The organism is Acidovorax sp. GW821-FHT09A11 (genome assembly GCF_059418365.1).
Window position 1 is genome coordinate 615,098 of record NZ_JBWKPS010000002.1, and the last position, 23,760, is coordinate 638,857.

Genomic DNA, 23,760 nt, shown 5'->3' on the forward strand with positions numbered 1-23,760 from the left:
GCACGGAGCAGGATTGCGCGTATGGACCTGGCTTAAACCCTCGCCGCCATGGCCTTGCTCACTTCATTGGTTCCCTGCGCCGCGCCACTTTGTGGTACTTGTTCGCCCGCGCGCCCCGTCGCTTCGGCCAGGCGGGCCGCCAGCTGCTCGGGAACGTCGGCGCCCAGCCCCAAGTGGATGCCCTGCGTGAGCGTGATGTGCGCGGCCTCGAACGTGCCCGCGCCCGCGCACAGGATGGTGCGCGTGGGCGCACTCTCGTGCGCCAGCACCAGCATGGCGGGCACCACGGCCTCGGGCTTCAGGGCGTCCAGCACCTCCTGGGGCATCAGGCCCTCGGTCATGCGCGTGGCGGCCGTGGGTGCCAGGGCGTTCACGTGGATGTGGTATTTGGCCCCCTCGATGGACAGGGTCTGCATCAGCCCCACCTGCGCCAGCTTGGCCGCGCCGTAGTTGGCCTGGCCGAAGTTGCCGTACAGGCCCGTGGACGACGTGGTCATCACGATGCGGCCGTACTGCTGGGCCACCATGTGCGGCCACACGGCCTTGCAGCAGTGGGCGGCGCCCATCAGGTGCACGTCCACCACCAGGCGGAAGTCGTCCATCTCCATCTTGGAAAACGACTTGTCGCGCAGGATGCCGGCGTTGTTCACCAGGATGTCCACCCGGCCCCAGGCGTCGATGGCCTGCTGCACCATGGCCTGCACGGCCGCGTAGTCGGTGACCGAGGCGCCGTTGGCGATCGCCTCGCCGCCGGCCGCGATGATCTCGTCGACCACGGCCTGCGCCGCGCCCACCGAACCACCCTTGCCGTCCACCGCGCCGCCCAGGTCATTGACCAGCACCTTGGCGCCCCGCGCCGCCAGGGCCAGTGCATGCTGGCGGCCCAGGCCCCCGCCCGCCCCCGTCACGATGGCCACGCGGCCCTTGAATTCGATGTCCATGCAAGGTTCTCCTGTTGTGTCTGTGAAAAAGTTGGCTGGCGCACGCGCGCCGCGCGTGGCACTGTAAGCCACGCGGCACGCGAGCATGGTTGCGCAGGCGACTCGGGGCCAGGGGCCCATGGCGCCCGCGCGCCACGCATGCCGCAGGCACGGCCCGGGCCTGCAGACGCCGCACCAGGGCCCGCGGGCGCCCCGGCGGCCTTGGCGTGCGTGCGCTGGCAGCGCCTCTCTTGCCGTGCACAGCGCGGAAAAAAGGGGGAAGCAACGGCGCCGCTCAGGGGGTCGCCGCTTCATGCATAGCGCACGGGCTGGCTGTAGCGTGGATCGCGGTGCCAGTCCCAGTAGGTCCGCACCAGCTGGCGCACCACCGGCCCCACGGCGCCATCGCCCACCGGCCGCCCGTCCACCCGGGTGACAGGCAGCACACCCCCGCCCGAGGTGGACAGGAACACCTCGCGCGCACCGCGCAGTTCGGCGGCCGGCAAGGCCCGCGCCTGCAGCGGCAGGCCCAGCGACGCCGCCATCTCGAGGACCGTGCGGCGCGTGATGCCTTCGAGCATGCCCTGGGCGGGCGTGGCGATGGTGCCCTGCGCATCCACGCAGAACACGTTGAAGCCCGGGCCTTCGACCACATGGCCTGCTCCGTCGGTGAGCACGACGGTGTCGCCCCCGGCGTCCAGCGCCCCCAGGAGCCCCATGGTGAGGTCGTTCCAGTGGTAGTTCTTGACGCGCGGGTCCACGCTGCTGGCGGGGATGCGCTGCACGTCGCTCACGATGAGGTTCAGGCCCCGCTCGCGCTGCGCCTCGTTGGCGATCCACACATAGGGCACGGCGAACGCGTAGAACTGGTTCACGGCCTGGCGCGGGTCGCGCGAACCCCAGGGCGGCTGGCCGCGCGTGACGATCATCTCCACATACGCATCGCGCAGGCCCGACAGGCGCACGCACTGCTCCAGCACCGCCGCGATCTCGGCGGGCGAGCGTCCCGGGTCGAGCCGCAGGCGCGCACAGCTGGCCAGGAACCGCTCCAGGTGCGCGTCGAGCCGGAAGAATGCGCCGTCCCAGACGGTGACCACGTCGTAGGTGGCGTCGGAGCGCAGAAACCCCCAGTCGGTCAGCGGAATTGCCGCGTCGCCAATGGGAACGTACTGGCCGCGCACGCAGGCGGCCCCCTGGGAATAATCGGGTAAGGTGCTCATGCCCGCATTCTGGCCAGCGCGGGCCGCCCCGCAAGGCCCGTGGGGCCATTGCTCGCACATTCATCGCGGTCACCGCTTGTCCGTCAAGCGCTGCGCGGCATTCAATTGAAAGGAAATACCATGAAAGCAGTCTGGAACGGCGTGGTCGTCGCCGAGAGCGACGACACCGTGGTGGTCGAAGGCAACCACTACTTTCCCGAAAGCGCGCTCAAGCGCGAGTTCTTCACCTTCAGCAACCACAAGACCACCTGCCACTGGAAGGGCCAGGCCAGCTACCTGTCGCTGCTGGTCAACGGCGAGATGAACACCGACGCCGCCTGGTTCTATGCCGATCCCAAGCCCGAGGCCGAAGAAATCCGGGGCCGCGTGGCGTTCTGGAAGGGCGTGAAGGTCGCCGCCTGACCAGGAGGCCAGGGTTATCCCTGCCAGCGCTGGACAATCATGTGGATAAGTTTTGGCAAGTCCTGTATGGCAGCGCCAAGTGCTTGATTCATAAGGCCAAGGCCTGCGACGCCTCTTTTTTAGGCAATCGATCCCGCACTGGCTCCGGTTATCCCAACCCGCACTGGACAATCATGTGGATAAGTTTGGAGAAGTCTTGTATGACATCCTTAAGTGATTGATTTATAAGAAATATCCTTGCATTGCCCAAAAAAGCGGCAACCACGCCCAGGGATTCCGCGCACCGCGCCCAGCCCCTTGCCACCCCCCAGTCCGCCCCGGTTATCCCTGCCCGCACTGGACAATCATGTGGATAACCCTGGACAAGCCTTGTATGGCGGGGGTAAGTGCCTGATTTACAAGGAATATCCTTGCACCGCTTAAAAAACAGGCACTGCCCCGCCACGCGCCGGCTGGGATACAGTTCCCATCGGCGCCCCCTGCATAGCTACATTTTTAATAGCAACCAGCGCCCACCAGTCCAGCGCGCATGAGCAAAATCATCCCATGTCCCACCCTCCGCTCCCGCACAGTCCCGCCGCCGAACGCAACCAGGGCCCCATCCTGGCGGTGCTGCAGTCCCTGCTGGCGCCGGAAGGCGCGGCACTGGAGATCGCCAGCGGCACGGGCCAGCACGCGGCGCACTTTGCCGCCGCCCTGCCGGGCTGGAGCTGGCAGCCCACCGACCTGCAGGGAACGCACTTCGGCGCCATCGCCGGCTGGGCCGCGCACACGGGCGCGCGCAACGTGCGCACACCCGTGGCGCTCGACGTGCTCCAGCCCGCCTGGCCCGCCGATGGCCCTGCGTTCAGCCAGCCGTTCGACCTGATCTACTGCGCCAACATGCTGCACATCGCGCCCTGGGCGTGCTGCGCGGGCCTGATGCGCGGGGCGGCCCGCCACCTGGCGCCGGGCGGCCTGCTGGTCACCTACGGCCCGTACCTGGAAGACGGCGTGCCCACCGCCGCGGGCAACCTGGCGTTTGACGCCAGCCTGCGCGCCCAGGACGCCGCCTGGGGCATCCGCCGCATCGACGACGTGGCCGCCGTGGCGGCCGGGGCCGGGCTGCGGCTGGCGGCCCGCCATGCGATGCCCGCCAACAACCTCCTGCTGGTGTGGACACGCGCCGCCCCCGCCCCCGCCCCCGACGCCTACCCCGACACCACACACCACCCATGAGCACCCCACCCAACACCGCGCCCTTCTTCATCGCCACGGTAGAGCCCGGCGGCCAGCAATGCGACGCCTGGCCCGAGCAGCCGCTGCTGCTGTCGCTGGAACAGGGCGGCATCGACTGGCCCAGCTCCTGCCGCAACGGCACCTGCCGCACCTGCATGGGCCAGCTGGCCGAGGGCACCGTGCGCTACGCCATCGAATGGCCGGGCCTCACGGCCGAAGAAAAAGACGAAGGCTGCGTGCTGCCCTGCGTGGCCTATCCCACATCGGACGTGGTGCTGCAGGGCAGCATGGTCTGAAGCCCCCCGCAGCCGCGCCGCACCGCCCGACGGCAGGGCGGCGCCGGCAAGGGGCGCCCCCGTCTGGGGAGCCTGCCCAACCCACGGGGAACTGATTTGCATCAGCCCCGGGGCGCCTCACCGGGCACGGCGCGGCCCGGTGCACTAAAATCCCATCCTTCTGGGGCAATATGCCCCTTTGACGAGCGGCAGCGCCGCATCGCATGTTCTTTGGGCGGTTTCTTGGGGGTGCGCACAGCGTGGCGGCCTCCGGCCACGGGGACCTGCGCTGCGGCACCACCGCCAGCGGTCCCCTCAGAAAGCCCAGCCTTCCATGAACTCCCCCCTCACTCCCGTGCCGATCTCGCCCGTCGAGGACATCGTGGCCGAGATGCGCGCCGGCCGCATCGTCATCCTCGTGGATGAAGAAGACCGCGAAAACGAAGGCGACCTCGTCCTGGCCGCCGACCATGTGACGGCCGAGGCCATCAACTTCATGGCCCGCTTCGGCCGGGGCCTGATCTGCCTCACGCTCTCGCGCGAACGCTGCGAACGCCTGCGCCTGCCGCCCATGGTGGCCAGCAACGGCACCAAGATGGGCACGGCCTTCACCGTATCGATCGAGGCGGCCGAGGGCGTGACCACCGGCATCTCGGCCGCCGACCGCGCCCGCACCGTGCAGGCCGCCGTGGCCCCCAACGCCGTGGCCGCCGACCTGGTGCAGCCCGGCCACATCTTCCCGCTGCAGGCCGTCGAAGGCGGCGTGCTCATGCGCGCGGGCCACACCGAGGCCGGCTGCGACCTGGCCGTGATGGCCGGCTGCAGCCCCGCCGCCGTGATCTGCGAGATCATGAAGGACGACGGCACCATGGCCCGCCTGCCCGACCTGCAGCTCTTCGCGGCCGAGCACGGCCTGAAGATCGGCACCATCGCCGACCTGATCGAGCACCGCAGCCGCACCGAATCGCTGGTCGAGAAGGTGGGCACGCGCGTGCTGCAGACGGCCTTTGGCGCCTTCACCGCCCACGCCTTCCGCGACAAGCCCAGCCAGGCCGTGCACCTGGCCCTCGTCAAGGGACAGTGGGGCGCCGACGACGTGGTGCCCGTGCGCGTGCACGAACCGCTGTCGGTGCTGGACGCACTGGAAGTCAACCGCTCCATGCACTCGTGGAGCCTGGACACCAGCCTGCAATACCTGTCCGAACAGGGCAAGGGCGTGGCGGTGCTGCTCAACTGCGGCGAGACCGCCGGCCAGCTGCTCTCGCAGTTCGAGGGCACGGCCCGCGCGGCGCAGGCCCCCGAGCGCGGCCGCATGGACCTGCGCACCTACGGCGTGGGCGCGCAGATCCTGCGTGAATGCGGCGTGCACAAGATGGCGCTCATGGGCCAGCCACGCCGCATGCCCAGCATGATGGGCTACGGCCTCGAAATCACCGGCTTCATTCCGAAAGAGTAAAAAACATGTTTGGCGCAGAAAAAGGAACAGCGGACAAGCTGGACGGCAAGAAGCTGCACATCGGCATCGTGCAGGCCCGCTTCAACGAAAGCATCACCAATACCCTGGCTGCGGCCTGCCGTGCCGAGCTTCTGAACCTGGGCGTGCAGGAAAAGAACATCCGGCACGTGCTCGTGCCCGGCGCCCTCGAGGTGCCCGTGGCCCTGCAGGCCATGGCCGAAAGCGATGAGTACGACGCGCTGATCGCCCTGGGCTGCATCATCCGCGGTGAAACCTATCACTTCGAACTGGTGGCCAACGAATCCGGCGCGGGCGTCACGCGCCTGTCGCTGGACTACCAGATCCCGATTGCCAACGCCATCATCACCACCGAGAACCTCGATCAGGCGGTGGCCCGCCAGACCGAAAAGGGCACCGATGCAGCCCGCGTGGCGGTGGAAATGGCCAACCTGCTGGACGAACTGTCATGAGCGAAAACACCCCCACGCCCTCCTCGGCGCGCCCTCCCAAGCAGGGCCGCACCGGGCTCAAGTCCACGGGCACGCGCAAGGCCGCCTCCAAGTCCAACCGCAGCCGCGCGCGCGAGTTCGCGCTGCAGGCGCTCTACCAGCACCTGGTGGGCGGCAACGACGCCCACGCCATCGACGCGTTCACGCGCGACCTGGCCGGTTTTCACAAGGCGGACTCGGTGCACTACGACGCCCTGCTGCACGGCTGCATCGCCACCGCCGCCGACATGGACCTGCTCATCACCCCGCTGCTGGACCGCAAGATGGCCGAAATCTCGCCCATCGAGCACGCCACGATGTGGATCGGCGTGTACGAGTTCCAGCACTGCCTGGACGTGCCCTGGCGCGTGGTGCTCAACGAGTGCATCGAACTGGCCAAGGAATTTGGCGGAACCGACGGCCACAAGTATGTGAATGCCGTGCTCAACGGCCTGGCCCCCCAGCTGCGCGCGCTGGAAGTGGCGGCGGACAAGGCTGGCGGCGCGGCGGCCGCCCCCACCGCCCCCCCATCCGGGGCATCCGCTGACGGCGCCTGAGCTCCCGGGCGCGCCGGGCCGCCACGGAGCGGCGGCGGGCGCGCCCCCATTCCCCCTTCCATTTCAAACGACACCCGGCCAGCACGGGCAGGACGCCTTTCCATGAAGTTTTCCACGCGCGCCGAGCGCATCGAACCGTTCTATGTAATGGAGGTGGCCAAGGCCGCGCAGGCCCTGGCGCGCGAAGTGGCGGGCACGCGCGAGCCGATGATCTTCCTGAACATCGGCGAGCCGGACTTCACAGCGCCGCCGCTGGTGCAGGAGGCCGCGATGCGCGCCGTGCACGGCGGCGCGACCCAGTACACCAACGCCCTCGGCCTGGATGCGCTGCGCGAACGCATCAGCGGCTGGTACCAGGGCCGCTTTGGCGTGAACGTGCCCGCGCGCCGCATCGTGGTGACGGCCGGCGCCTCGGCCGCGCTGCAGCTGGCGTGCCTGGCGCTCATCGAATCGGGCGACGAGATCCTGATGCCCGATCCCAGCTATCCGTGCAACCGCCACTTCGTGAGCGCGGCCGAGGGCAAGGCCGTGCTCGTGCCCACCACGGCCGCCGAGCGCTACCAGCTCAGCGCCGACAAGGTGCGCGCCGCCTGGGGCGAAAAAACCCGGGGTGTCCTGCTCGCATCGCCATCGAACCCCACGGGCACCTCCATCGCCCCCGGCGAGCTGCGCCGCATCCACGACGTGGTGCGCGCGCACGATGGCATCACCCTGATCGACGAGATCTACCTGGGCCTGTCGTACGAGGAAGAGTTTGGCCACACGGCCCTGGCCATCGACGACAACATCATCAGCATCAACAGCTTCAGCAAGTACTTCAACATGACGGGCTGGCGCCTGGGCTGGATGGTGGTCCCCGAGGCCATGGTGCCCGTGGTCGAGCGCCTCGCGCAGAACCTGTTCATCTGCGCGAGCACCGTGTCGCAGCATGCCGCGCTGGCGTGCTTCGAGCCCGAGAGCATCGCCGAGTACGAACGCCGCCGCGCCGAGTTCAAGGCCCGGCGCGACTTCTTCATCCCCGCGCTGCAATCGCTGGGCCTTTCCGTGCCCGTGATGCCAGACGGCGCCTTCTACGCCTGGGCCGACTGCACGCAGGCCGCACAGCGCCTGGGCGTGAACGGCAGCTGGGACTTCGCGTTTGAGCTGATGCGCCGCGCCCACATCGCGGTGACGCCGGGGCGTGACTTCGGCACGGCAGAGCCCGAGCGCTTCATCCGCTTCTCCACCGCGAACTCCATGGCCCAGCTGCAGGAATCGGTGGAACGGCTGCGCAGGCTCCTCGGGTGACACCATGGGCTTTGAGTTCCCCATCCGCGTCTACTGGGAGGACACCGATGCCGGCGGCATCGTGTTCTATGCCAACTACCTCAAGTTCTTCGAGCGCGCCCGGACCGAATGGCTGCGCTCGCTGGGCGTGGGCCAGCAGCGATTGCGGGAACAAACCGGCGGCATGTTTGTCGTAACCGATGCGCAGCTGCGCTACCACCGGCCCGCCCGGCTGGACGATGAACTGATTGTTACCGCCGCCCTGCAGGCCCCAGGCCGCGCATCGTTGACAATAGTGCAGCAGGCGCTCCTGAAACCAGAGCAGATGACCGAACAGCCTCCCCTGTTGCTGACCGAAGGCACCATCCGCATCGGATGGGTCGATGCCGCGACGATGTGCCCTGCAAGAATACCGAGCACCCTCCTGGAACAACTCTCACCATGAACTCCCAAAACATGTCCATCATCTCCCTGGTGCTGCACGCCAGCTGGGTGGTGCAACTCGTGATGCTGCTGCTCCTGGGCGTGTCGGTCGCCAGCTGGGCGGCCATCTTCCGCAAGCTGTTTTCCTTGAAGCGCGTGAAGACGCTCAACGACGACTTCGAACGCGAGTTCTGGTCGGGCACCAGCCTCAACGACCTGTACGCCAGCGCCGCGCAGAACGCCAAGCAGGCCGGCCCCATGGAACGCATCTTCGCCAGCGGCATGCGCGAGTACCAGAAGCTGCGCGAGCGCCGCATCGTGGACCCCGGCACCCTGCTCGACGGCGCACGTCGCGCCATGCGCGCGAGCTTCCAGCGCGAGATGGACGTGGTCGAATCCAGCCTGTCGTTCCTGGCCTCGGTGGGCTCGGTCTCGCCGTACGTGGGCCTGTTCGGCACGGTGTGGGGCATCATGCATGCGTTCACCGGCTTCGCCGGCATGGAGCAGGTCACGCTGGCCACCGTGGCGCCGGGCATCGCCGAAGCCCTGGTGGCCACCGCCATCGGCCTGTTCGCCGCCATCCCGGCCGTGATCGCCTACAACCGCTTCGCGCGCGACATCGACCGCGTGGCCACGCACCAGGAGACCTTCATCGAGGAGTTCTCCAACATCCTGCAGCGCAACCTGGGCGCGCACCCGGCGGCCCCCGCCCCATCGGCCTCCGGCCACTAACCGCAGGAGCGCCACACCATGCCCGCCATGGCATCCCGCGGCCGAGGCCGCCGCACCATCAACGAGATCAACATGGTCCCGTTCATCGACGTGATGCTGGTGCTGCTCATCATCTTCATGGTGACGGCCCCCATGCTCACGCCCGGCGTGGTCGACGTGCCCAGCGTGGGCAAGGGCAAGAACATGCCCAAGGTGGTGGCCCAGGTCATCGTCAACAAGGACGGCTCGCTCCAGTTCAAGACGCCCGAGGCCACGCGCAGCCTGAGCCAGCGCGAGATCGGCGATGCCGCCAGCCGCTGGCAGAAGGCCCAGGGCGCGGACAGCGCGAGCGCGGTGGTCATCAGCGCCGACAAGGGTGTGCAGTACGAAAACGTGGTGAAGGCGATGGACGCCCTGCAGAAGGCGGGCGTGCAACGGGTGGGCCTGTCCGTCAAGCAGGGCGGCTGAACCGAAACCGCGCTCCGCACTCTCACCGCCCATGCACGCCCACACCGACCGCGACCAGTTTGCCCCGCCCCGCCCGCCGGCACGCCTGCGCGCCATCACGCTGGCGGTGCTGGTGCACGCGGTGCTGATCGGCGCGCTGACCTGGGGCGTGAACTGGAAGAGCAGCGCCGACCAGCCCGCGGTGGAGGCCGAGCTCTGGGCCGCCGTGCCCCAGCAGGCCGCGCCCCGTGCCGTGGAGCCCCCACCACCGCCGCCCGCTCCCCCCGAAGTCCGCACCCCCACGCCGCCGCCACCACCGCCACCGCCCCGCGCGGTGGAACCGCCGGACACGCGCGAGGCCGACATCGCCATCGAGCGTGAAAAGAAGCGCCTGGAACAGGAAAAAAAGGCCCGCGAACAGCAGCAGGAGCGTGAAAAGCGCGAACGTGAACGCAAGGAAGACGAGCGCCGCGACCGCCTGGAGCAGGAGAAGAAGGAACGCCTGCAAAAGGAAAAGGAAAAAGAGCAGCGTGAAAAGCAGCTGGCCGAGCAGAAGAAGGCCGAGCAGGACAAGCAAAAGAAGCTGGCCGAAGACAAGCGCAAGGCGGAAGAAGCCACCAAGCGCAGGACAGAGGCCGAGGAAAAGCAGCTGGCCAAGCAGCGCGAGGACAACCTGCGGCGCATGCAGGGCCTGGCGGGCGCCACCGGCAGCGAAAATGCCACCGGCACCGCGCAGCGCAGCGCCGGCCCCTCGGGCAGCTACGGCGGCAAGGTGGCGGCCAAGGTCAAGCCCAACATCGTGTACCCCGATGCGATCTCGGGCAACCCGCGCGCGGAGGTGGAGGTGCGCCTGTCGCCCGATGGCACCATCGTCGGCAAGCGCCTCGTGCAGTCCAGCGGCAACAAGGCCTGGGACGAAGCCGTGCTGCGCGCGCTGGACAAGACCGAGACCCTGCCGCGCGACGTGGATGGACGCGTGCCGCCTTCCCTGACCATCGGTTTCAGGCCGCAGGACTGAGCCCCAAAAACAAAGCGCCCGGTACTTCCGGGCGCTTTTTCTTTGGCTTTTTGACCTCCAGCGCTTGATGGGCAAGCGCCAGAAGCTATCTATTCGATAGCAAAATACCCGCCATTGCTACCGGTCGCGCCGCTCCATGCGGCGGTTCAGATTGAGGGCACCCAATGTGCAGGCCACGCCGGACAGCAAATACACCGTCACCGCCAGCAGCCCGAATTGGGAGGACAGGTACAGGGCCACGAGGGGCGCGAAGGCGGCGCCAATGATCCAGGCCAGGTCGGCCGACAAGGCGGCGCCCGTGTAGCGGTACTGGGGCGAGAAATTGGCGGTCACCGTGCCAGAAGCCTGGCCGTACGACAGGCCCAGCAGCACGAAGCCCAGCAGCAGGAACATGGTGCTGCCCACCTCGCCGGAGTTGAGCAGCACCGGCGCCATGAAGCTGAACACGCCAATCATCACCGCCATGCCGCCCAGCAGCTTGCGGCGGCCCAGGTGGTCCGACAGCCAGCCCGACACCATGATGGCCCCCGCCGCCAGGAAGGCGCCCACGATCTGCACCCCCAGAATCTGCGTGACGGGTTGTTCCGAGTACAGCGTGATCCACGACAGCGGGAACACCGTGACCAGATGGAACAGCGCAAAACTCGCCAGCGCGGCGAAAGCACCCAAAAGCACATTGCTGCCTTCGTCGCGCACCACGCGGCTCACGGGCACGGGCTGCAGTTCGCGCTCCTGCAGCAGTTCGGCGTACGACTGGCCCACCACCAGGCGCAGGCGGGCGAACAAGGCCACCACGTTCACCGCGAACGCCACGAAGAACGGATAGCGCCAGCCCCAGGCCAGGAATTCCTCGACGGTGAGGCTGCTGTACAGATAGGCAAACAGGCCCGCGGCCAAGACAAAGCCCAGCGGCGCGCCCAGCTGCCCGATCATGGCGTACCAGCCCCGGCGGTGCCGGGGGGCGGACATCGCCAGCAGCGACGGCAGGCCGTCCCACGAGCCGCCGAGCGCCAGCCCCTGGCCGATGCGCAGGATCAGCAGCACCACGATGGCGGTCATGCCCACGTCCTTGTAACCCGGCAGGAAGGCCATGGCCACCGTGCACACCCCCAGCAGGAACAGCGCGATGGTCAGCTTCGTGCCCCGGCCCCAGCGCCGCTGGATGGCCATGGAAATGGCCGTGCCCACGGGCCGCACCACGAACGCCACGGCCAGCAGCGCAAAGGCGGCGAGCGTGCCATCCAGGCGCGACATGAAGGGAAACAGGAACGACGGGAACACCAGCACGCAGGCGATCCCGAAAACGAAGAAGTCGAAATACTCGGACGACCGCCCGATGATCACGCCCACGGCGATTTCGCTGGGAGTGACATCTTCATGCGTGTCCGCCCGGGAGAGAGAGGCTGGGCTTTCTTCGAAGCCGGCCGCGGGGTAGGTGGCAGAGGCGGGGCTGCTCATGAACAGGACTCCTTGTCGTTGTCGGAAAAAACCAGGACGGCTGGGCTCGTCCGCCTGATTTTCAGGGATCGCGCTGCCCGCAAAGGCACCGGGTACCTAGGTTTTACCCGCAAGCCTGCCCCGGGACAAGTACGCCTGGGCCAGGGCGCCGTGCAGGACAACGCCGGCTCTGCCCCCATGCCCTGGATGGGGGGCAACAACCTTTGACCCTGGACAAAATGTCCAATGGACAAAAAAGCTAGCGATATTACATTCTGCGGTATCCCGACATCCGCGTTTACCCTCGAATCAACGCCTTGGTAGCGCCTTTCACATGTTCAAACTTCCTCACTTTCGCGGGCCTGCCTGGCTCGCCGCCGCTGCTGCCCTGGGCGGCCTGGCCGGCTGCAGCAAGGCGGTGGTCCTCAACCCGGCGGGCGACATCGCGGCCCAGCAGGGCCACATGGTCATCCAGGCCACCTTGCTGATGCTCATCATCATCGTGCCGGTGATCGCCCTCACCCTGTGGTTTGCCTGGAAGTACCGCCAGAACAACACCGCCAACACCGAGGAAGACTACGACCCCGACTGGCACCATTCCACCACCCTGGAGCTGGTGATCTGGACGGTGCCGCTCATGATCATCATCGCCCTGGGCGCGCTGACCTGGATCGGCACGCACAAGCTCGACCCGTACCGTCCGCTGGACCGCATCTCGGCCACCAAGCCCCTGGACACGCAATCCACCCCCATGGAAGTGCAGGTGGTGGCCATGGACTGGAAGTGGCTGTTCCTGTATCCCGAGCTGGGCATCGCCACGGTCAATGAACTGGCGGCGCCGGTGGACCGGCCCATTCTCCTGAAGCTCACGGCCACGTCCACCATGAACGCGTTCTACGTGCCCGACCTCGCCGGCATGATCTACGCGATGCCCGGCATGCAGACCGAGCTGAACGCCGTGATCAACCAGCCCGGCGTGTTCCACGGCATGGCGTCACACTACAGCGGCTCGGGCTTTTCGGGCATGACCTTCAAGTTCCACGGCCTGGTCCAGGGCGACTTCGAGCAGTGGGTCGCCAGGGCCCGGTCCGAGGGCAAGCCCCTGACCCGCCAGGCCTACATGGCCCTGGCCAAGCCCAGCGAACGCGACCCCGTGCAGCGCTTTGCCAGCGTGGAAGAAGGCCTGTACGACAAGGTGCTCAACCGCTGCGTCGAGGACGGCAAGATGTGCATGCACCACATGATGGCCATCGACGAGAACGGTGGCGATGCCTACGTGCGCGCCATGGGCCTGAACCTGCCCCAGGACGTGTGCACCTCGCAGAACGCCGCCCAGGTGGTGGCCGCCCTCGAGTCGCGCCACGCCATTTCCACCCGCAGCACCGCCGCCCAATGACCCGCCTCAGCCCCGCCCTGCCGGCCGCCGGCGCCCACGCCCAAGAAGACTGACCGCCATGTCCTCCTCACCTGTTACCGCACCCCACTGGGCCCTGGGCCGCATCACCTGGGATTCCATACCGATGGCGCACGAGCCCATCGTGCTCTGGACCTTTGTCGCCACCGTGCTGGGTGGGCTGGCCGTGATGGCCGCCATCACCAGGTTCCGCCTGTGGGGCACCCTGTGGCGCGACTGGATCTGCAGCATCGACCACAAGAAGATCGGGATCATGTACATGATCCTGGGCGTGGTGATGCTGCTGCGCGGCTTTGCCGACGCCGTGATGATGCGCCTGCAGCAAGCCATGGCCTTTGGCGACAACATGGGCTACCTGCCGCCGCACCACTACGACCAGATCTTCACCGCCCACGGCGTGATCATGATCTTCTTCGTGGCCATGCCGCTGGTCACGGGCCTCATGAACTACCTCGTGCCGCTGCAGATCGGCGCACGCGACGTGTCGTTCCCGTTCCTCAACAACTTCAGCTTCTGGATGACCACGGCCGGCGCCGTGCTGGTGATGGTGTCGCTGTTCCTGGGCGAGTTCTCCACCTCCGGCTGGCTGGCCCTGTCCAACCTCGGCGCGCAGGACCCCGGCGTGGGGCTGGACTACTACATCTGGGCGCTGCAGATCGCGGGGGTGGGCACCACGCTCTCGGGCATCAACCTGATCGTCACCATCATCAAGATGCGCGCGCCGGGGATGAACCTGATGAGGATGCCCGTCTTCACCTGGACGGCCCTGTGCACCAACGCGCTGATCGTGGCCTCGTTCCCGGTGCTCACGGCCGCGCTCGTGCTGATGTCGCTGGACCGCTATGCCGGCACCAACTTCTTCACGAACGACCTGGGCGGCAACGCCATGCTGTACGTGAACCTGATCTGGATCTGGGGCCACCCCGAGGTGTACATCCTGATCCTGCCGTGCTTCGGCATCTTCTCCGAAGTGGTGGCCACGTTCTGCAGGAAGCGCCTGTTCGGCTACACCTCCATGGTGTATGCCACGGTGGTGATCACCATCCTGTCGTACCTGGTGTGGCTGCACCACTTCTTCACCATGGGCTCGGGCGCGAGCGTGAACACGTTCTTCGGCATCACGACGATGATCATCTCGATCCCCACGGGCGCGAAGATCTTCAACTGGCTGTTCACCATGTACAAGGGCCGCATCCGCTTCGAGCTGCCCATGATGTGGACCGTGGCCTTCATGGTGACGTTCGCCATCGGCGGCATGACCGGCGTGCTGCTGGCCGTGCCACCGGCCGACTTCGTGCTGCACAACAGCCTGTTCCTGATCGCCCACTTCCACAACGTGATCATCGGGGGCGTGCTGTTCGGCCTGTTCGCGGGCATCAACTACTGGTACCCCAAGGCCTTCGGCTACAAGCTGGACCGCACCTGGGGCGTGCGCTCCTTCTGGCTGTGGGTGGTGGGCTTCTGGGTGGCGTTCGGCCCGCTGTACGTGCTGGGCCTGATGGGTGTCACGCGCCGTGCCAACCATTTCGAAGACCCGTCCCTGCAGATCTGGTTCGTGATCGCAGCCGTGGGCGCGGCCATGATCGCGGCCGGCATTGCCTGCTTCCTGATCCAGATCGTGGTGAGCTACCTGAAGCGCGAAGAGCTGCGCGACCACACGGGCGACCCGTGGGACGCGCGCACGCTGGAATGGGCCACGTCCTCGCCCCCGCCCGACTACAACTTCGCATTCACGCCCGTGGTGCACGAGATCGACGCGTGGTGGGACATGAAGAAGCATGGCTACCGGCGTCCCCTCGCCGGTTTCCAGCCCATCCACATGCCTGCCAATACCGGATCGGGCGCCGTGATCTCGGCCCTGTCCCTGGTGCTGGGCTTCGCATTGATCTGGCACATGTGGCTGCTCGCGGGCGTGTCGTTCGCGGCCGTGGTCCTGGCGGCCATCATCCACACGTTCAACTACCAGCGCGACTTCCACATCCCGGCCGCCACCGTGGCCAAGACGGAAAACCACCGCACCCAACAACTGCGTGCCAGCCATGTCTGATATCCGATACACCCCCGGCGCGGCAGGCGCCGCCAGCGCGGCGCTCGCGCCGCGCGACTACCACCTGGCGCACGAGCCCCATCCCGAGAACGGCACGGCCCTGGGCTTCTGGCTCTACCTGATGAGCGACTGCCTCATCTTCGCCGCCCTGTTCGCCACCTACGGCGTGCTCGGCCGCAGCTATGCGGCCGGCCCCACCGGCGCGCAGCTGTTCGACCTGACGCTGGTGGCCATCAACACGGCCTTCCTGCTGCTGTCGTCCATCACCTTCGGCTTCGCCATGCTGCGCAAGCAGCTGGGCGACGCCAAGGGCACGCTGCTGTGGCTGGCCGTGACGGGCCTCTTCGGCCTGTGCTTCCTGGGCCTCGAACTCTATGAGTTCGCCCACCTGATCCACCAGGGCGCCACGCCCCAGCGCAGCGCCTTCCTGTCGGCCTTCTTCACGCTGGTGGGCACCCACGGCCTGCACGTGACCTTCGGCCTCGTATGGCTGGTGGTGCTGATGGTGCAGATCGGCAAGCATGGCCTGATCCATGAAAACAAGCGCCGCCTGATGTGCCTGTCGATGTTCTGGCACTTTCTGGACGTGGTCTGGATCGGCGTCTTCACCTTTGTGTACCTGATGGGGGTGCTGTAACCATGAGCGCGCAACACACACACGCACACGATGCCCACGGCCACGGCGATCACCCCCATGAGGTGGGGCCGCACAGCAGCCTGCGCGACTACACGATCGGCTTCGTGCTGTCGGTCGTTCTCACGGCCATCCCCTTCTGGCTGGTCATGGCCAAGGTGATCGCCGACCGCAACACCGCCGTGCTGGTGCTGGGCGCCTTCGCCGTGGTGCAGATCCTGGTGCACATGGTGTATTTCCTGCACATGAACGGCAAGGTCGAGGGAGGATGGACCCTCTTGTCCACCATCTTCACCGTGGTATTCGTGGCCATCGCCATCAGCGGCACGCTGTGGGTCATGTTCCACATGAATGCCAACATGATGCCCGCGCACCCCACTCCCACGCCGCCGGCGCACGAAGCGCCGGGGCATTCGACGCCCTGACACCTTGACGCCAGAGCCCTCCCCCGCGCACGCGCCCTTCGCCCGGCGGCGGCTCCGCCAGGCGGCCCTCGTGCTCGTGGGCATCGCCCTGTTCTCGGCATTTGCCGCCCTGGGCACGTGGCAGGTCCAGCGCCGCGCGTGGAAGCTCGCGCTCATGGAGCGCGTGGAGCACCGGGTACATGCGGCTCCCGTGGCGGCGCCACCTGCCAGCCAGTGGCCCCGGGTCAACGCGGCAGACCACGAATACCTTGCCGTCACCCTGCAGGGCCGGTGGCTGGCAGACAAGACGGTCCTCACCCAGGCGGTGACGGAGCTGGGCGCGGGCTTCTGGGTCATGGCCCCGCTGCAGCTGGACGACGGCACGCAGGTGCTCGTGAACCGCGGTTTTGTACCGCAGGCGCAGCGCAACCAGTGGCTCACGGGAGCGGCGCAGCCACCCCGGCCCGTGGCCACCGTGGAAGGACTGCTGAGGATCTCGGAGCCTGGCGGCGGTTTTCTGCGGACCAATGATCCCGCGCAGCAACGCTGGCACTCGCGCGACGTGGCCGCCATCAGCCAGGCACTGGGGCTGCCCCGCGCCGCGCCCTTCTTCGTGGATGCGGGCCTGCCCGCCGCTGGCGGCGCGCCTTCCGTGCAGACCTGGCCCCGCCCGGGCATGACGGTGATCCGTTTTTCCAACAGCCATCTTGTGTACGCGGCGACCTGGTACGGGCTCGCGCTCATGGTTGCGGGCGCCGGCTGGTATGTGGCACGCTATGAACGCCGCCGGCATGGCCCTTCCCGCCGCCCCACGACCACCGATGAACCCCCTTCGCCCTGACGCCGCCACCGCCCTGCCGCAGCGCAATGCCCGCTCGGCCGATGCCGCGGCGGGCATCAAGAATCTCCAGCAGCTGATCCAGCTGCGCTGGATCGCCGTGGTCGGACAGGTGTTCACCATCGAGATGGCGCACTACAGCCTGGGCCTGGTGCTGCCGCAGCGCGAAATGCTGCTGGTGGTGGGATGCCTTGCGCTCTTCAACGTGGCCAGCCTGCTGCGCCTGCGCATGGGCCCCGTGGTGGTGCGCAACGTGGAGCTTTTCCTGGCGCTGCTGATCGACGTCGCCGTGCTCACGGTACAGCTCTACCTGAGCGGCGGCACCAGCAACCCGTTCGTGTTTTTGTACCTGCTGCAGATCACGCTGGGGGCCGTGCTGCTGCGCGGCGCCTACATCTGGTCCATCGTGATCACCACGCTGCTGTGCTTCGGCTTGCTGGCCGTCTACCACCTGCCCCTGGAGCTGCCGCAGGACCTGCACCAGGGCCTGTCCAGCCTGTACGTGATCGGGCTGCTGGTCTGCTTCGCGCTCAATGCCACCCTGGTGGTCGTCTTCATCACGCGCATCAGCCTGAACCTGCGCGAGCGCGATGCGCGCCTGGCGGCCGCGCGCCGGCGCCGCGTGGAAGAGGAACACATCGTGCGCATGGGGCTGCTGGCCTCGGGCGCCGCGCACGAGCTGGGCACCCCGCTGTCCACCCTGGCCGTGATCCTGGGCGACTGGCGACGCGATGAGCGCCTGGCGGCCCATGAACCGCTGCAGGAAGACATCGGCGAGATGCAGGCCCAGGTGCAGCGCTGCAAGAGCATCGTGAGCGGCATCCTGCTCTCGGCCGGGGAGACCCGCGGGGAAGCGTCGGTGCAGACCACCGTGCGCACCTTCGTCGATGCCCTGGCAGAGGAATGGCGCAGCACGCGGTCGATGCCGCGGTTCGTGTACGACAACGACTTCGGCGCCGACACGCCCATGGTGTCGGACACCACGCTCCAGCAGATGGTTTTCAATGTGCTCGACAATGCGCGCGACGCCTCGCCGGCATGGGTGCGCCTGGCCATCACGCGCAGCGCCGATGCGCTGCGCATCACCGTCACCGACGCAGGGCCCGGTTTTGCGCCGGGCATGCTGGCAAGGCTGGGAACCCCCTACCAGTCCACCAAGGAGCGCCCCGGGGGCGGGCTGGGCCTGTACCTCGTGCTCAACGTGGCACGCACGCTGGGCGGCAGCGTCACGGCGCACAACCGCCCCGAAGGGGGTGCCGAAGTCACCATAGAGCTGCCGCTGGCAGCGATCGCCTTGCCTGGAGCCTGACGCGCATCATGGATACCGACACAGAAAAAGAAGAACGCCTGTTGCTGATCGTGGAAGACGACGAGGCCTTTGCCCGCACGCTGGCGCGCTCGTTCGAGCGGCGCGGCTACCGCGTGCTGCAGGCCACGGGCCTTCCCGAGGTCGAAGCCCTGCTCGCACAGCACACGCCCGGCTATGCGGTGGTGGACCTCAAGCTCAAGGGCGAAGCCTCGGGCCTGGTCTGCGTGCAGAAGCTGCATGCGGCCAGCGAGGCCATGCTCATCGTGGTGCTCACAGGCTTTGCCAGCATCGCCACGGCGGTGGAGGCCGTGAAGCTGGGCGCATGCCACTACCTCGCCAAGCCGTCCAATACCGACGACATCGAGGCCGCCTTCGGGCTCAAGGCGGGCAACACCGACGTGGAGCTGACGAACCGGTCCAGCTCCATCAAGACCCTGGAATGGGAGCGCATCAACGAAGTGCTGGCCGAAACCGGCTTCAATCTCTCGGAAGCGGCAAGGCGCCTGGGCATGCACCGCCGCACCCTCACCCGCAAGCTGGAGAAAAAACAGGTCCGGTAACGGGCCGGCAGGCGAGGAAACAGCGCCCCGCGCAGCGCCCTAGCGCGACGCAAAACCATGCCATGCCAGCACGTCCACCACCATGGCCACGCCCAGGGCCAGCAGGCCCAGCATGAGGCTGCGCCGAAACCACACGGGTGACATCCGGGCCCGCAGCCGCTGCCCACACGCCATGCCCGCCAGCGCAGGCAGCAGCATCACGACCGACAGCCCCACGGTCGCCATGGAATAGCTCGCGTTGAATGCCAGGCCGGCGGCCAGCGCGAGTGTGGAGACCGTGAAGCTCAGCCCCATGGCCTGCACCAGCGCATCGCGCTGCAGGCCCAGCGCCTGCAGATAGGGCACGGCGGGCACCACGAAAACACCCGTGGCGGCGGCGATGGCACCGGTCGCGAACCCCACCAGGGGCCCCTGCCAGCCCTGGGCCGGCAGGGGCAGCACCCGCCGCGTCCCCGTCAAGCCCCAGGCGCCATACAGCGCGAGGGCCAGCCCCAGCGCCAAGCGCGACCCAGGGCCCGCGGGCGCCCCCAGCCACCACGCGCACAGCCAGGTGCCCAGGCAGATTCCGCATTGCATGCCGCCCAGGCGCCGCACCAGCGGCCACACGGCGGGCCAGGGGCGCATCTGCCAGACATTGGTGACCAGCGAAGGCACCACCAGCAACGCCGCCGCCTGGGCCGGCGGAACCAGCATGGCCAAGAGGGCCATCGCCACCGTGGGCAGGCCCAGCCCCACCACGCCCTTGACCGTGCCGGCCAGCCAGAAAATGGCGGCCGCCCCCGCCAGCCAGCCCGGCGCAATGCCGTGGCCCCACAGCTCGGCAACCCCGTTCATGAGCGCCCCGCCCCGGAAGGCGGCTGATTCATCACAAGTTCCATCGGTATCCCCTGGTCCGAAACCCACCCACCGCATGTCCAGCAACGCAGTGCCAAAGGCCATTGTTTCGGATGGCCCCGCCCCTGGAAATGCGGAAGCCGCGTAGCCCGCCTCAGGCGCGGCCGAAGCCTGCCATGTGGTACGTTTGCCCCATGCGCTTTGACCTCACCGACCTGCGTCTCTTCGTGCACGTGCACGAAGCAGGCACCATCACGGGGGGCGCCGAACGCAGCCACATGGCGCTGGCCTCGGCCAGCGAGCGCATACGCGGCATGGAGGACGCGCTGGGCGTGCCCCTGCTGCTGCGCGAACAACGCGGCGTGCAGCCCACGCCCGCGGGCCACACGCTACTGCACCACGCGCGGCTGGTGCTGCAGCAGATGGAGCTGCTGCGCGGCGACCTGGGCGAATATGGCGCGGGCCTGGCGGGCCATGTGCGCGTGCTGTGCAACAGCTCGGCGCTGAGCGAGTACCTGCCGCGGGCGATGGCGGGCTTTCTGGCGCGGCACCCGCGCATTTCGGTGGACGTGGAGGAGCGCTCCAGCCAGGAGGTGGCCGATGCGGTGCGCGCCGGGCTGTGCGACATGGGCCTGGTGTCCGACGCGGTGGACCTCGAAGGCCTGTCCACGCGGGTGCTGCGGCCCGACCCGCTGGTGCTGGTGGTGCCTCAGGGGCACGCACTGGCCGCGCAACGCAGCGTGGCGCTGGCCGACGTCGCGCACCTGGACTTCGTTGGCCTGGCCGAGGGCAGCGCGCTGCAGGCCCTGGTGGTGCGCCAGGCACAGCGCCAGGGGCGGCGGCTGCGCTACCGCGTGCGGCTGCGCCAGTTCGAGGCGGTGTGCCAGCTCGTGGGGCTGGGCGTGGGCGTGGGCATCATTCCCCGCACGGCAGCCGCACGCCACAGCCGGGCGCAGCACGTGAAGGCCGTGCGCCTGACCGATGCCTGGGCGGACCGGCAACTGGTGCTGTGCCTGCGCGAGCTCGACGAATTGCCGCAGCATGCGCAGCAGCTGGTGCAGCATTTGCTGCCGGCGCTGGGCTGAAAAGCCCTGGAGCGGCCGACGAAACCCTTCTCGCGCCGCTGCTGTGCCCTGCCGTGCGCCTCGCACCGCCCGCAGTGCGGCGCCCTGGCCGGAACCGCTTCACGGAGCGCGGCCAGCCGCGCCTAGCGCACACGCCCCATCAGCCACCGCTCGGCCTCGGCCTGTTGCTTGAAGCGTGCCCAGTCCAGCGCGGTCTTGCCGTGGGCGTCCGTGCGCGCAAGGTCGATGCCACGGTCGGCGAACCATTGCAGCGCCTCCACGCGGCCCCGGCCTGCGGCCAGCATCGCGGGGGTCTCGCCCCGGCTGGCGGGCGCGGGTTCGTCGAGCGGCTGGCCTTGCGCATCCAGCCATTCGAGGCATGGGATGCAGCCGCCCTGCGCGGCCATGTGCACGGGCCCCCAGTCCCAGCGGTTGCGGGCCGAGAGGCTGGCACCTGCCTGCACCAGGCGCCGTGCCGCCGCCAGATGGCCGCCGTAGAAGGCACGCAGCAGGGCTGTGTCGCCCCGCTCGCTGTCCTTGCGCGTCTGGCGCAGGTCGGGCTGGGCACCCGCGCCCAGCAGCGCCTCGATGTGCTCGAGTTGGCCACGGTGGGCCGCCAGCATGAGCACCGAGGAACCATTGGGCGCGAGCAGGTCGGGATTCGCCCCGGCGGACAGCGCGGCCCGCAGCGCAGGGGCGTCGCCGGCATTCTGTGCATCGAGCAAGCGACCCTCCGCGAGGGAATACGGCACGGCCGGCGCGGTTGCAGCCGAAGCGGAAGCCTCGGCCCCGACAACGCGGCCCACGGTGCGGCCAGCCTGGGGCCCCACGATCCACCAGCCCAGCAGGGCCAGCACCAGCAGTGCGCCCCAGGCCGGGCGGGAATGCTGCGCCCGCACGGGCCGCTGCATGCCGGCGGCGAAACGGCCCCGCCGGTGCGCCCACGCCTGGCCCAGCGATTGCCCCAGGGCCGTGGCCGCCGCCTCGCCTGCCAGGCCCGGGGTCAGGCGCACCAGCTCACCGCCCGCACCGCGCGCGTACACCGCGTGGTAGCGGTGCTCGCTGCCGCCGCTGCCCGTGGAGTGCAGCAGCTTGTGCACCAGGGTGCGGCTGGCAGCGCCCGACACCGTGTCGGCGCGCGACCAGAGCCAGGAGTGGCGGCGCGCGGTGATGCCGCCGTCCTGCACGGTCAGGGTCCAGTGGCGGGTGGTCGCATGCAGGGCAAAGGCGGCCAAGGCCATCCACGCGCCGGCGGCAAAGAACCCACGGGGCAGCATCAGCCCCTGCGGGCCCAGCCGGCCGTGGATGGCCGACTCCAGCAACAGCGCGGCCAGCACCAGGCCCGCGGCCCAGCGCCAGCCGCCCTGGGCGAATTCGTAGTGCCAGGCCTGCGGGGTTTCCCGCAGCGTGACCGAAGCGGGCAGAGGCCGGGAGCCTTCTTCTTCCTCTTCCTGCTCGCCCAGGGGCACGATGGGAACCTCCTGCTGCCAGGCGGCACGCCGGTCAAAACGATCCGGCAGTTCGTCCCCACCGAAGGTGCGGGGTGCGGCCTGCACGGGAAGGTCGTAAGTCAGCTCGACGGCGCCGTCCGGGTTGTGCAGCAGTTCCACGCGCCAGTCCACGCGCTCTCCCGAGCGCTGGCTGCCGTGCGGGGGCGCATCGGGCGGTACCTCGAAGCGTGCCACCAGCCGCAACCCGCCATCGGACGTGTGCTGCATGCGCGCGGCTTCGGTGAACGACTCCACGCACCGCTCGGGCGAACCGGAGCTCGACTCGTCCACCCGGTACTGGGCCAGGCGCAGTTGCAGGCTGTGCCCCTGCTGGTAGGCGGCGGCGCGCCCGGGGAGCAGCAGGGTCACTTCGAGCGGATGCCCTGCACGCGGTGCTGACGGCAGCAGGACAAGGGTCGCGCCCGCATAGCGCCAGGCCATGTGGGTCTGTCGCACCGCAAGGGCCAGCAGGGCCATTCCGACCAGCACGAACAGGCCGATGAAGGCCTTGGCGAACCAGGGCGACTGCGGGTTGGTCCACAACATGCCGGCCATGGGAAAGGAAATGCCACACCAGAAAAAGGTGAAGAACCAGACGGCGCCCAGCGGGCTGCCGGCAGAGCCCATGGGCAAGGGGATGGCAGAAACCCCGGCCTGCGGCCCCGGGCGGCCACCGCCCTGCCCCTGCGGCTCCCTGGACGTGCCCAGTCCTGGCAGGGTGGCCAGGAAGACCCAGGCCGCGCCCAGCCCCACCGCAGTGAACACCAGGGCAAAGGGCAGGCGGAACATCAGCAGGGCCCAGCGGATGGAGGGGTCGATGAGGGAACGCGAGGGTTCGCGCGGGTCGACCATGATGGTGATGCGCGCGCCGCGGGCCTGGGCGCCTTGCAGCTGCGCGTGCCAGCGCTGGTGCCAGTCGCCGATGTTGTCGGCCGTCTCCGTGGGATCGAGCCCGACGCGGGAGCCTTCGTATGGCCGCCCCGCGAATTCATAGCGGTAGCGGGCCCGCACCTGCCAGGTGGTGCCGTCGCCGTCGCTGTGGCGCGCGAGGTCGGCCGCGAGCACCTGGGCCTGCACGGGCTGCCAGCCGCGCACCGCCCACGCTGCCCGCAGGGTCAGGGCCAGCGGCTTGAGCCCGACGAAGTAACCACCCAGGCCAAAGCCCAGGGCGAAGGCGGCGCTGAGCAGCAGCACCGCGAGGCGCGCGCCGAACGTGCCGGCCTTGCCGGTTGTCCCTCTTGCCATGGATGTACCTCCATTTCTTTTGTTGTTGTTATGCGGCAAGCATGCGACTCCATCATGACATTTGCATGACAAAAAAATGTCTG

Annotated in this window: 24 protein-coding genes; 19 read left to right on the forward strand and 5 right to left on the reverse strand. The window is 68.3% G+C overall.

Annotation, left to right across the window (positions count from 1 at the left end; genetic code table 11):
* Positions 1-32: 32 nt before the first annotated feature.
* On the reverse strand, positions 33-941 hold the full coding sequence (locus AC07PV_RS06935; RefSeq protein WP_218293962.1) for an SDR family NAD(P)-dependent oxidoreductase: 909 nt from the start codon (positions 939-941) through the stop codon (positions 33-35).
* Positions 942-1,231: 290 nt separating this feature from the next.
* On the reverse strand, positions 1,232-2,140 hold the full coding sequence (locus tag AC07PV_RS06940; RefSeq protein WP_218293961.1) for an aminotransferase class IV: 909 nt from the start codon (positions 2,138-2,140) through the stop codon (positions 1,232-1,234).
* 120 nt (positions 2,141-2,260) lie between these two features.
* On the opposite strand from AC07PV_RS06940, the gene AC07PV_RS06945 reads away from it, so the two are divergent.
* From AC07PV_RS06945 to tolA, 11 genes are all read left to right on the forward strand, one after another.
* Positions 2,261-2,542: a DUF427 domain-containing protein gene (locus AC07PV_RS06945; RefSeq protein ID WP_218293960.1), complete on the forward strand. Its 282-nt coding sequence runs from the start codon at positions 2,261-2,263 to the stop codon at positions 2,540-2,542.
* Between the two features lie 546 nt (positions 2,543-3,088).
* Positions 3,089-3,760 carry a DUF938 domain-containing protein gene (locus tag AC07PV_RS06950; RefSeq protein WP_492254906.1) on the forward strand — a complete coding sequence of 224 codons (672 nt, stop codon included), beginning with the start codon at positions 3,089-3,091 and terminating at the stop codon, positions 3,758-3,760.
* Positions 3,757-4,056 (forward strand): 2Fe-2S iron-sulfur cluster-binding protein, encoded by a 300-nt coding sequence (locus tag AC07PV_RS06955; RefSeq protein WP_218293958.1) that lies wholly within the window; start codon positions 3,757-3,759, stop codon positions 4,054-4,056. Before AC07PV_RS06950 ends, AC07PV_RS06955 begins: the two co-directional genes overlap by 4 nt.
* Positions 4,057-4,369: 313 nt before the next feature.
* Entirely contained in the window at positions 4,370-5,491 is a 1,122-nt protein-coding gene (ribBA, locus tag AC07PV_RS06960; RefSeq protein WP_218293957.1) for a bifunctional 3,4-dihydroxy-2-butanone-4-phosphate synthase/GTP cyclohydrolase II, read from the forward strand.
* A gap of 5 nt (positions 5,492-5,496) precedes the next feature.
* Positions 5,497-5,961 (forward strand): 6,7-dimethyl-8-ribityllumazine synthase, encoded by a 465-nt coding sequence (ribH, locus tag AC07PV_RS06965; RefSeq protein WP_218293956.1) that lies wholly within the window; start codon positions 5,497-5,499, stop codon positions 5,959-5,961.
* Complete coding sequence (nusB, locus tag AC07PV_RS06970; protein WP_218293955.1) at positions 5,958-6,536, forward strand: transcription antitermination factor NusB; 579 nt, start codon at positions 5,958-5,960, stop codon at positions 6,534-6,536. Before ribH ends, nusB begins: the two co-directional genes overlap by 4 nt.
* 102 nt (positions 6,537-6,638) lie before the next feature.
* Complete coding sequence (locus AC07PV_RS06975) at positions 6,639-7,823, forward strand: pyridoxal phosphate-dependent aminotransferase (protein ID WP_492245596.1); 1,185 nt, start codon at positions 6,639-6,641, stop codon at positions 7,821-7,823.
* A 4-nt stretch (positions 7,824-7,827) separates the two neighbouring features.
* Positions 7,828-8,247 carry a YbgC/FadM family acyl-CoA thioesterase gene (locus AC07PV_RS06980; RefSeq protein WP_494629793.1) on the forward strand — a complete coding sequence of 140 codons (420 nt, stop codon included), beginning with the start codon at positions 7,828-7,830 and terminating at the stop codon, positions 8,245-8,247.
* Positions 8,244-8,957, forward strand: coding sequence for a protein TolQ (tolQ, locus tag AC07PV_RS06985; RefSeq protein WP_218293952.1), 714 nt, complete (start codon positions 8,244-8,246; stop codon positions 8,955-8,957). The genes AC07PV_RS06980 and tolQ overlap by 4 nt, the downstream gene beginning before the upstream one ends.
* Before the next feature lie 18 nt (positions 8,958-8,975).
* Positions 8,976-9,404, forward strand: coding sequence for an ExbD/TolR family protein (locus AC07PV_RS06990; RefSeq protein WP_056170151.1), 429 nt, complete (start codon positions 8,976-8,978; stop codon positions 9,402-9,404).
* 31 nt (positions 9,405-9,435) lie between these two features.
* Positions 9,436-10,401, forward strand: a complete 966-nt coding sequence (gene tolA / locus AC07PV_RS06995) for a cell envelope integrity protein TolA (protein ID WP_218340684.1) — start codon at positions 9,436-9,438, stop codon at positions 10,399-10,401.
* A 117-nt stretch (positions 10,402-10,518) separates the two neighbouring features.
* On the opposite strand, the gene AC07PV_RS07000 is transcribed toward tolA, so the two are convergent.
* Complete coding sequence (locus tag AC07PV_RS07000; RefSeq protein ID WP_494629795.1) at positions 10,519-11,859, reverse strand: MFS transporter; 1,341 nt, start codon at positions 11,857-11,859, stop codon at positions 10,519-10,521.
* 313 nt (positions 11,860-12,172) lie between these two features.
* Here AC07PV_RS07000 and cyoA point away from each other — a divergent pair, with 313 nt between their 5' ends.
* Genes cyoA through AC07PV_RS07035 form a run of 7 tightly spaced genes read left to right on the forward strand, consistent with a single transcriptional unit; the run spans position 12,173 to position 19,044 of the window.
* Positions 12,173-13,234 (forward strand): ubiquinol oxidase subunit II, encoded by a 1,062-nt coding sequence (gene cyoA, locus AC07PV_RS07005; protein WP_218293949.1) that lies wholly within the window; start codon positions 12,173-12,175, stop codon positions 13,232-13,234.
* Positions 13,235-13,292: 58 nt separating this feature from the next.
* Positions 13,293-15,299, forward strand: coding sequence for a cytochrome o ubiquinol oxidase subunit I (gene cyoB, locus AC07PV_RS07010; RefSeq protein ID WP_218340681.1), 2,007 nt, complete (start codon positions 13,293-13,295; stop codon positions 15,297-15,299).
* On the forward strand, positions 15,292-15,936 hold the full coding sequence (cyoC, locus tag AC07PV_RS07015) for a cytochrome o ubiquinol oxidase subunit III (RefSeq protein ID WP_494629796.1): 645 nt from the start codon (positions 15,292-15,294) through the stop codon (positions 15,934-15,936). Before cyoB ends, cyoC begins: the two co-directional genes overlap by 8 nt.
* 2 nt (positions 15,937-15,938) lie before the next feature.
* Positions 15,939-16,358, forward strand: a complete 420-nt coding sequence (cyoD, locus tag AC07PV_RS07020; RefSeq protein WP_218293946.1) for a cytochrome o ubiquinol oxidase subunit IV — start codon at positions 15,939-15,941, stop codon at positions 16,356-16,358.
* Positions 16,359-16,362: 4 nt separating this feature from the next.
* Positions 16,363-17,178, forward strand: a complete 816-nt coding sequence (locus AC07PV_RS07025; protein WP_494629797.1) for an SURF1 family protein — start codon at positions 16,363-16,365, stop codon at positions 17,176-17,178.
* Positions 17,159-18,484 (forward strand): ATP-binding protein, encoded by a 1,326-nt coding sequence (locus AC07PV_RS07030; RefSeq protein ID WP_218340679.1) that lies wholly within the window; start codon positions 17,159-17,161, stop codon positions 18,482-18,484. The genes AC07PV_RS07025 and AC07PV_RS07030 overlap by 20 nt, the downstream gene beginning before the upstream one ends.
* A gap of 8 nt (positions 18,485-18,492) precedes the next feature.
* Complete coding sequence (locus AC07PV_RS07035; RefSeq protein ID WP_492254897.1) at positions 18,493-19,044, forward strand: response regulator transcription factor; 552 nt, start codon at positions 18,493-18,495, stop codon at positions 19,042-19,044.
* Between the two features lie 39 nt (positions 19,045-19,083).
* Here AC07PV_RS07035 and AC07PV_RS07040 read toward each other — a convergent pair whose 3' ends face one another.
* Positions 19,084-19,878, reverse strand: a complete 795-nt coding sequence (locus tag AC07PV_RS07040; protein WP_494629798.1) for a sulfite exporter TauE/SafE family protein — start codon at positions 19,876-19,878, stop codon at positions 19,084-19,086.
* Between the two features lie 194 nt (positions 19,879-20,072).
* Here AC07PV_RS07040 and AC07PV_RS07045 point away from each other — a divergent pair, with 194 nt between their 5' ends.
* Positions 20,073-20,963, forward strand: coding sequence for a LysR family transcriptional regulator (locus tag AC07PV_RS07045; protein ID WP_494629800.1), 891 nt, complete (start codon positions 20,073-20,075; stop codon positions 20,961-20,963).
* Positions 20,964-21,085: 122 nt separating this feature from the next.
* Here AC07PV_RS07045 and AC07PV_RS07050 read toward each other — a convergent pair whose 3' ends face one another.
* Positions 21,086-23,677, reverse strand: a complete 2,592-nt coding sequence (locus AC07PV_RS07050) for an ankyrin repeat domain-containing protein (RefSeq protein WP_218340676.1) — start codon at positions 23,675-23,677, stop codon at positions 21,086-21,088.
* Positions 23,678-23,760: the final 83 nt, after the last annotated feature.

Bases quoted from the DNA above. Each gene is read 5' to 3' on its own strand.
- AC07PV_RS06940 (WP_218293961.1), bottom strand. From the start codon at position 2,140: ATGAGCACCTTACCCGATTATTCCCAGGGGGCCGCCTGCGTGCGCGGC.
- cyoA (WP_218293949.1), top strand. From the start codon at position 12,173: ATGTTCAAACTTCCTCACTTTCGCGGGCCTGCCTGGCTCGCCGCCGCT.
- AC07PV_RS06980 (WP_494629793.1), top strand. From the start codon at position 7,828: ATGGGCTTTGAGTTCCCCATCCGCGTCTACTGGGAGGACACCGATGCC.
- AC07PV_RS06975 (WP_492245596.1), top strand. From the start codon at position 6,639: ATGAAGTTTTCCACGCGCGCCGAGCGCATCGAACCGTTCTATGTAATG.
- AC07PV_RS07040 (WP_494629798.1), bottom strand. From the start codon at position 19,878: ATGAACGGGGTTGCCGAGCTGTGGGGCCACGGCATTGCGCCGGGCTGG.
- tolA (WP_218340684.1), top strand. From the start codon at position 9,436: ATGCACGCCCACACCGACCGCGACCAGTTTGCCCCGCCCCGCCCGCCG.
- AC07PV_RS06935 (WP_218293962.1), bottom strand. From the start codon at position 941: ATGGACATCGAATTCAAGGGCCGCGTGGCCATCGTGACGGGGGCGGGC.
- AC07PV_RS07035 (WP_492254897.1), top strand. From the start codon at position 18,493: ATGGATACCGACACAGAAAAAGAAGAACGCCTGTTGCTGATCGTGGAA.
- AC07PV_RS07050 (WP_218340676.1), bottom strand. From the start codon at position 23,677: ATGGCAAGAGGGACAACCGGCAAGGCCGGCACGTTCGGCGCGCGCCTC.
- AC07PV_RS06955 (WP_218293958.1), top strand. From the start codon at position 3,757: ATGAGCACCCCACCCAACACCGCGCCCTTCTTCATCGCCACGGTAGAG.
- nusB (WP_218293955.1), top strand. From the start codon at position 5,958: ATGAGCGAAAACACCCCCACGCCCTCCTCGGCGCGCCCTCCCAAGCAG.
- AC07PV_RS06950 (WP_492254906.1), top strand. From the start codon at position 3,089: ATGTCCCACCCTCCGCTCCCGCACAGTCCCGCCGCCGAACGCAACCAG.
- ribH (WP_218293956.1), top strand. From the start codon at position 5,497: ATGTTTGGCGCAGAAAAAGGAACAGCGGACAAGCTGGACGGCAAGAAG.
- AC07PV_RS07030 (WP_218340679.1), top strand. From the start codon at position 17,159: ATGAACCCCCTTCGCCCTGACGCCGCCACCGCCCTGCCGCAGCGCAAT.
- AC07PV_RS06990 (WP_056170151.1), top strand. From the start codon at position 8,976: ATGCCCGCCATGGCATCCCGCGGCCGAGGCCGCCGCACCATCAACGAG.
- cyoB (WP_218340681.1), top strand. From the start codon at position 13,293: ATGTCCTCCTCACCTGTTACCGCACCCCACTGGGCCCTGGGCCGCATC.
- AC07PV_RS07045 (WP_494629800.1), top strand. From the start codon at position 20,073: ATGCGCTTTGACCTCACCGACCTGCGTCTCTTCGTGCACGTGCACGAA.
- AC07PV_RS07000 (WP_494629795.1), bottom strand. From the start codon at position 11,859: ATGAGCAGCCCCGCCTCTGCCACCTACCCCGCGGCCGGCTTCGAAGAA.
- cyoC (WP_494629796.1), top strand. From the start codon at position 15,292: ATGTCTGATATCCGATACACCCCCGGCGCGGCAGGCGCCGCCAGCGCG.
- AC07PV_RS06945 (WP_218293960.1), top strand. From the start codon at position 2,261: ATGAAAGCAGTCTGGAACGGCGTGGTCGTCGCCGAGAGCGACGACACC.
- tolQ (WP_218293952.1), top strand. From the start codon at position 8,244: ATGAACTCCCAAAACATGTCCATCATCTCCCTGGTGCTGCACGCCAGC.
- ribBA (WP_218293957.1), top strand. From the start codon at position 4,370: ATGAACTCCCCCCTCACTCCCGTGCCGATCTCGCCCGTCGAGGACATC.
- cyoD (WP_218293946.1), top strand. From the start codon at position 15,939: ATGAGCGCGCAACACACACACGCACACGATGCCCACGGCCACGGCGAT.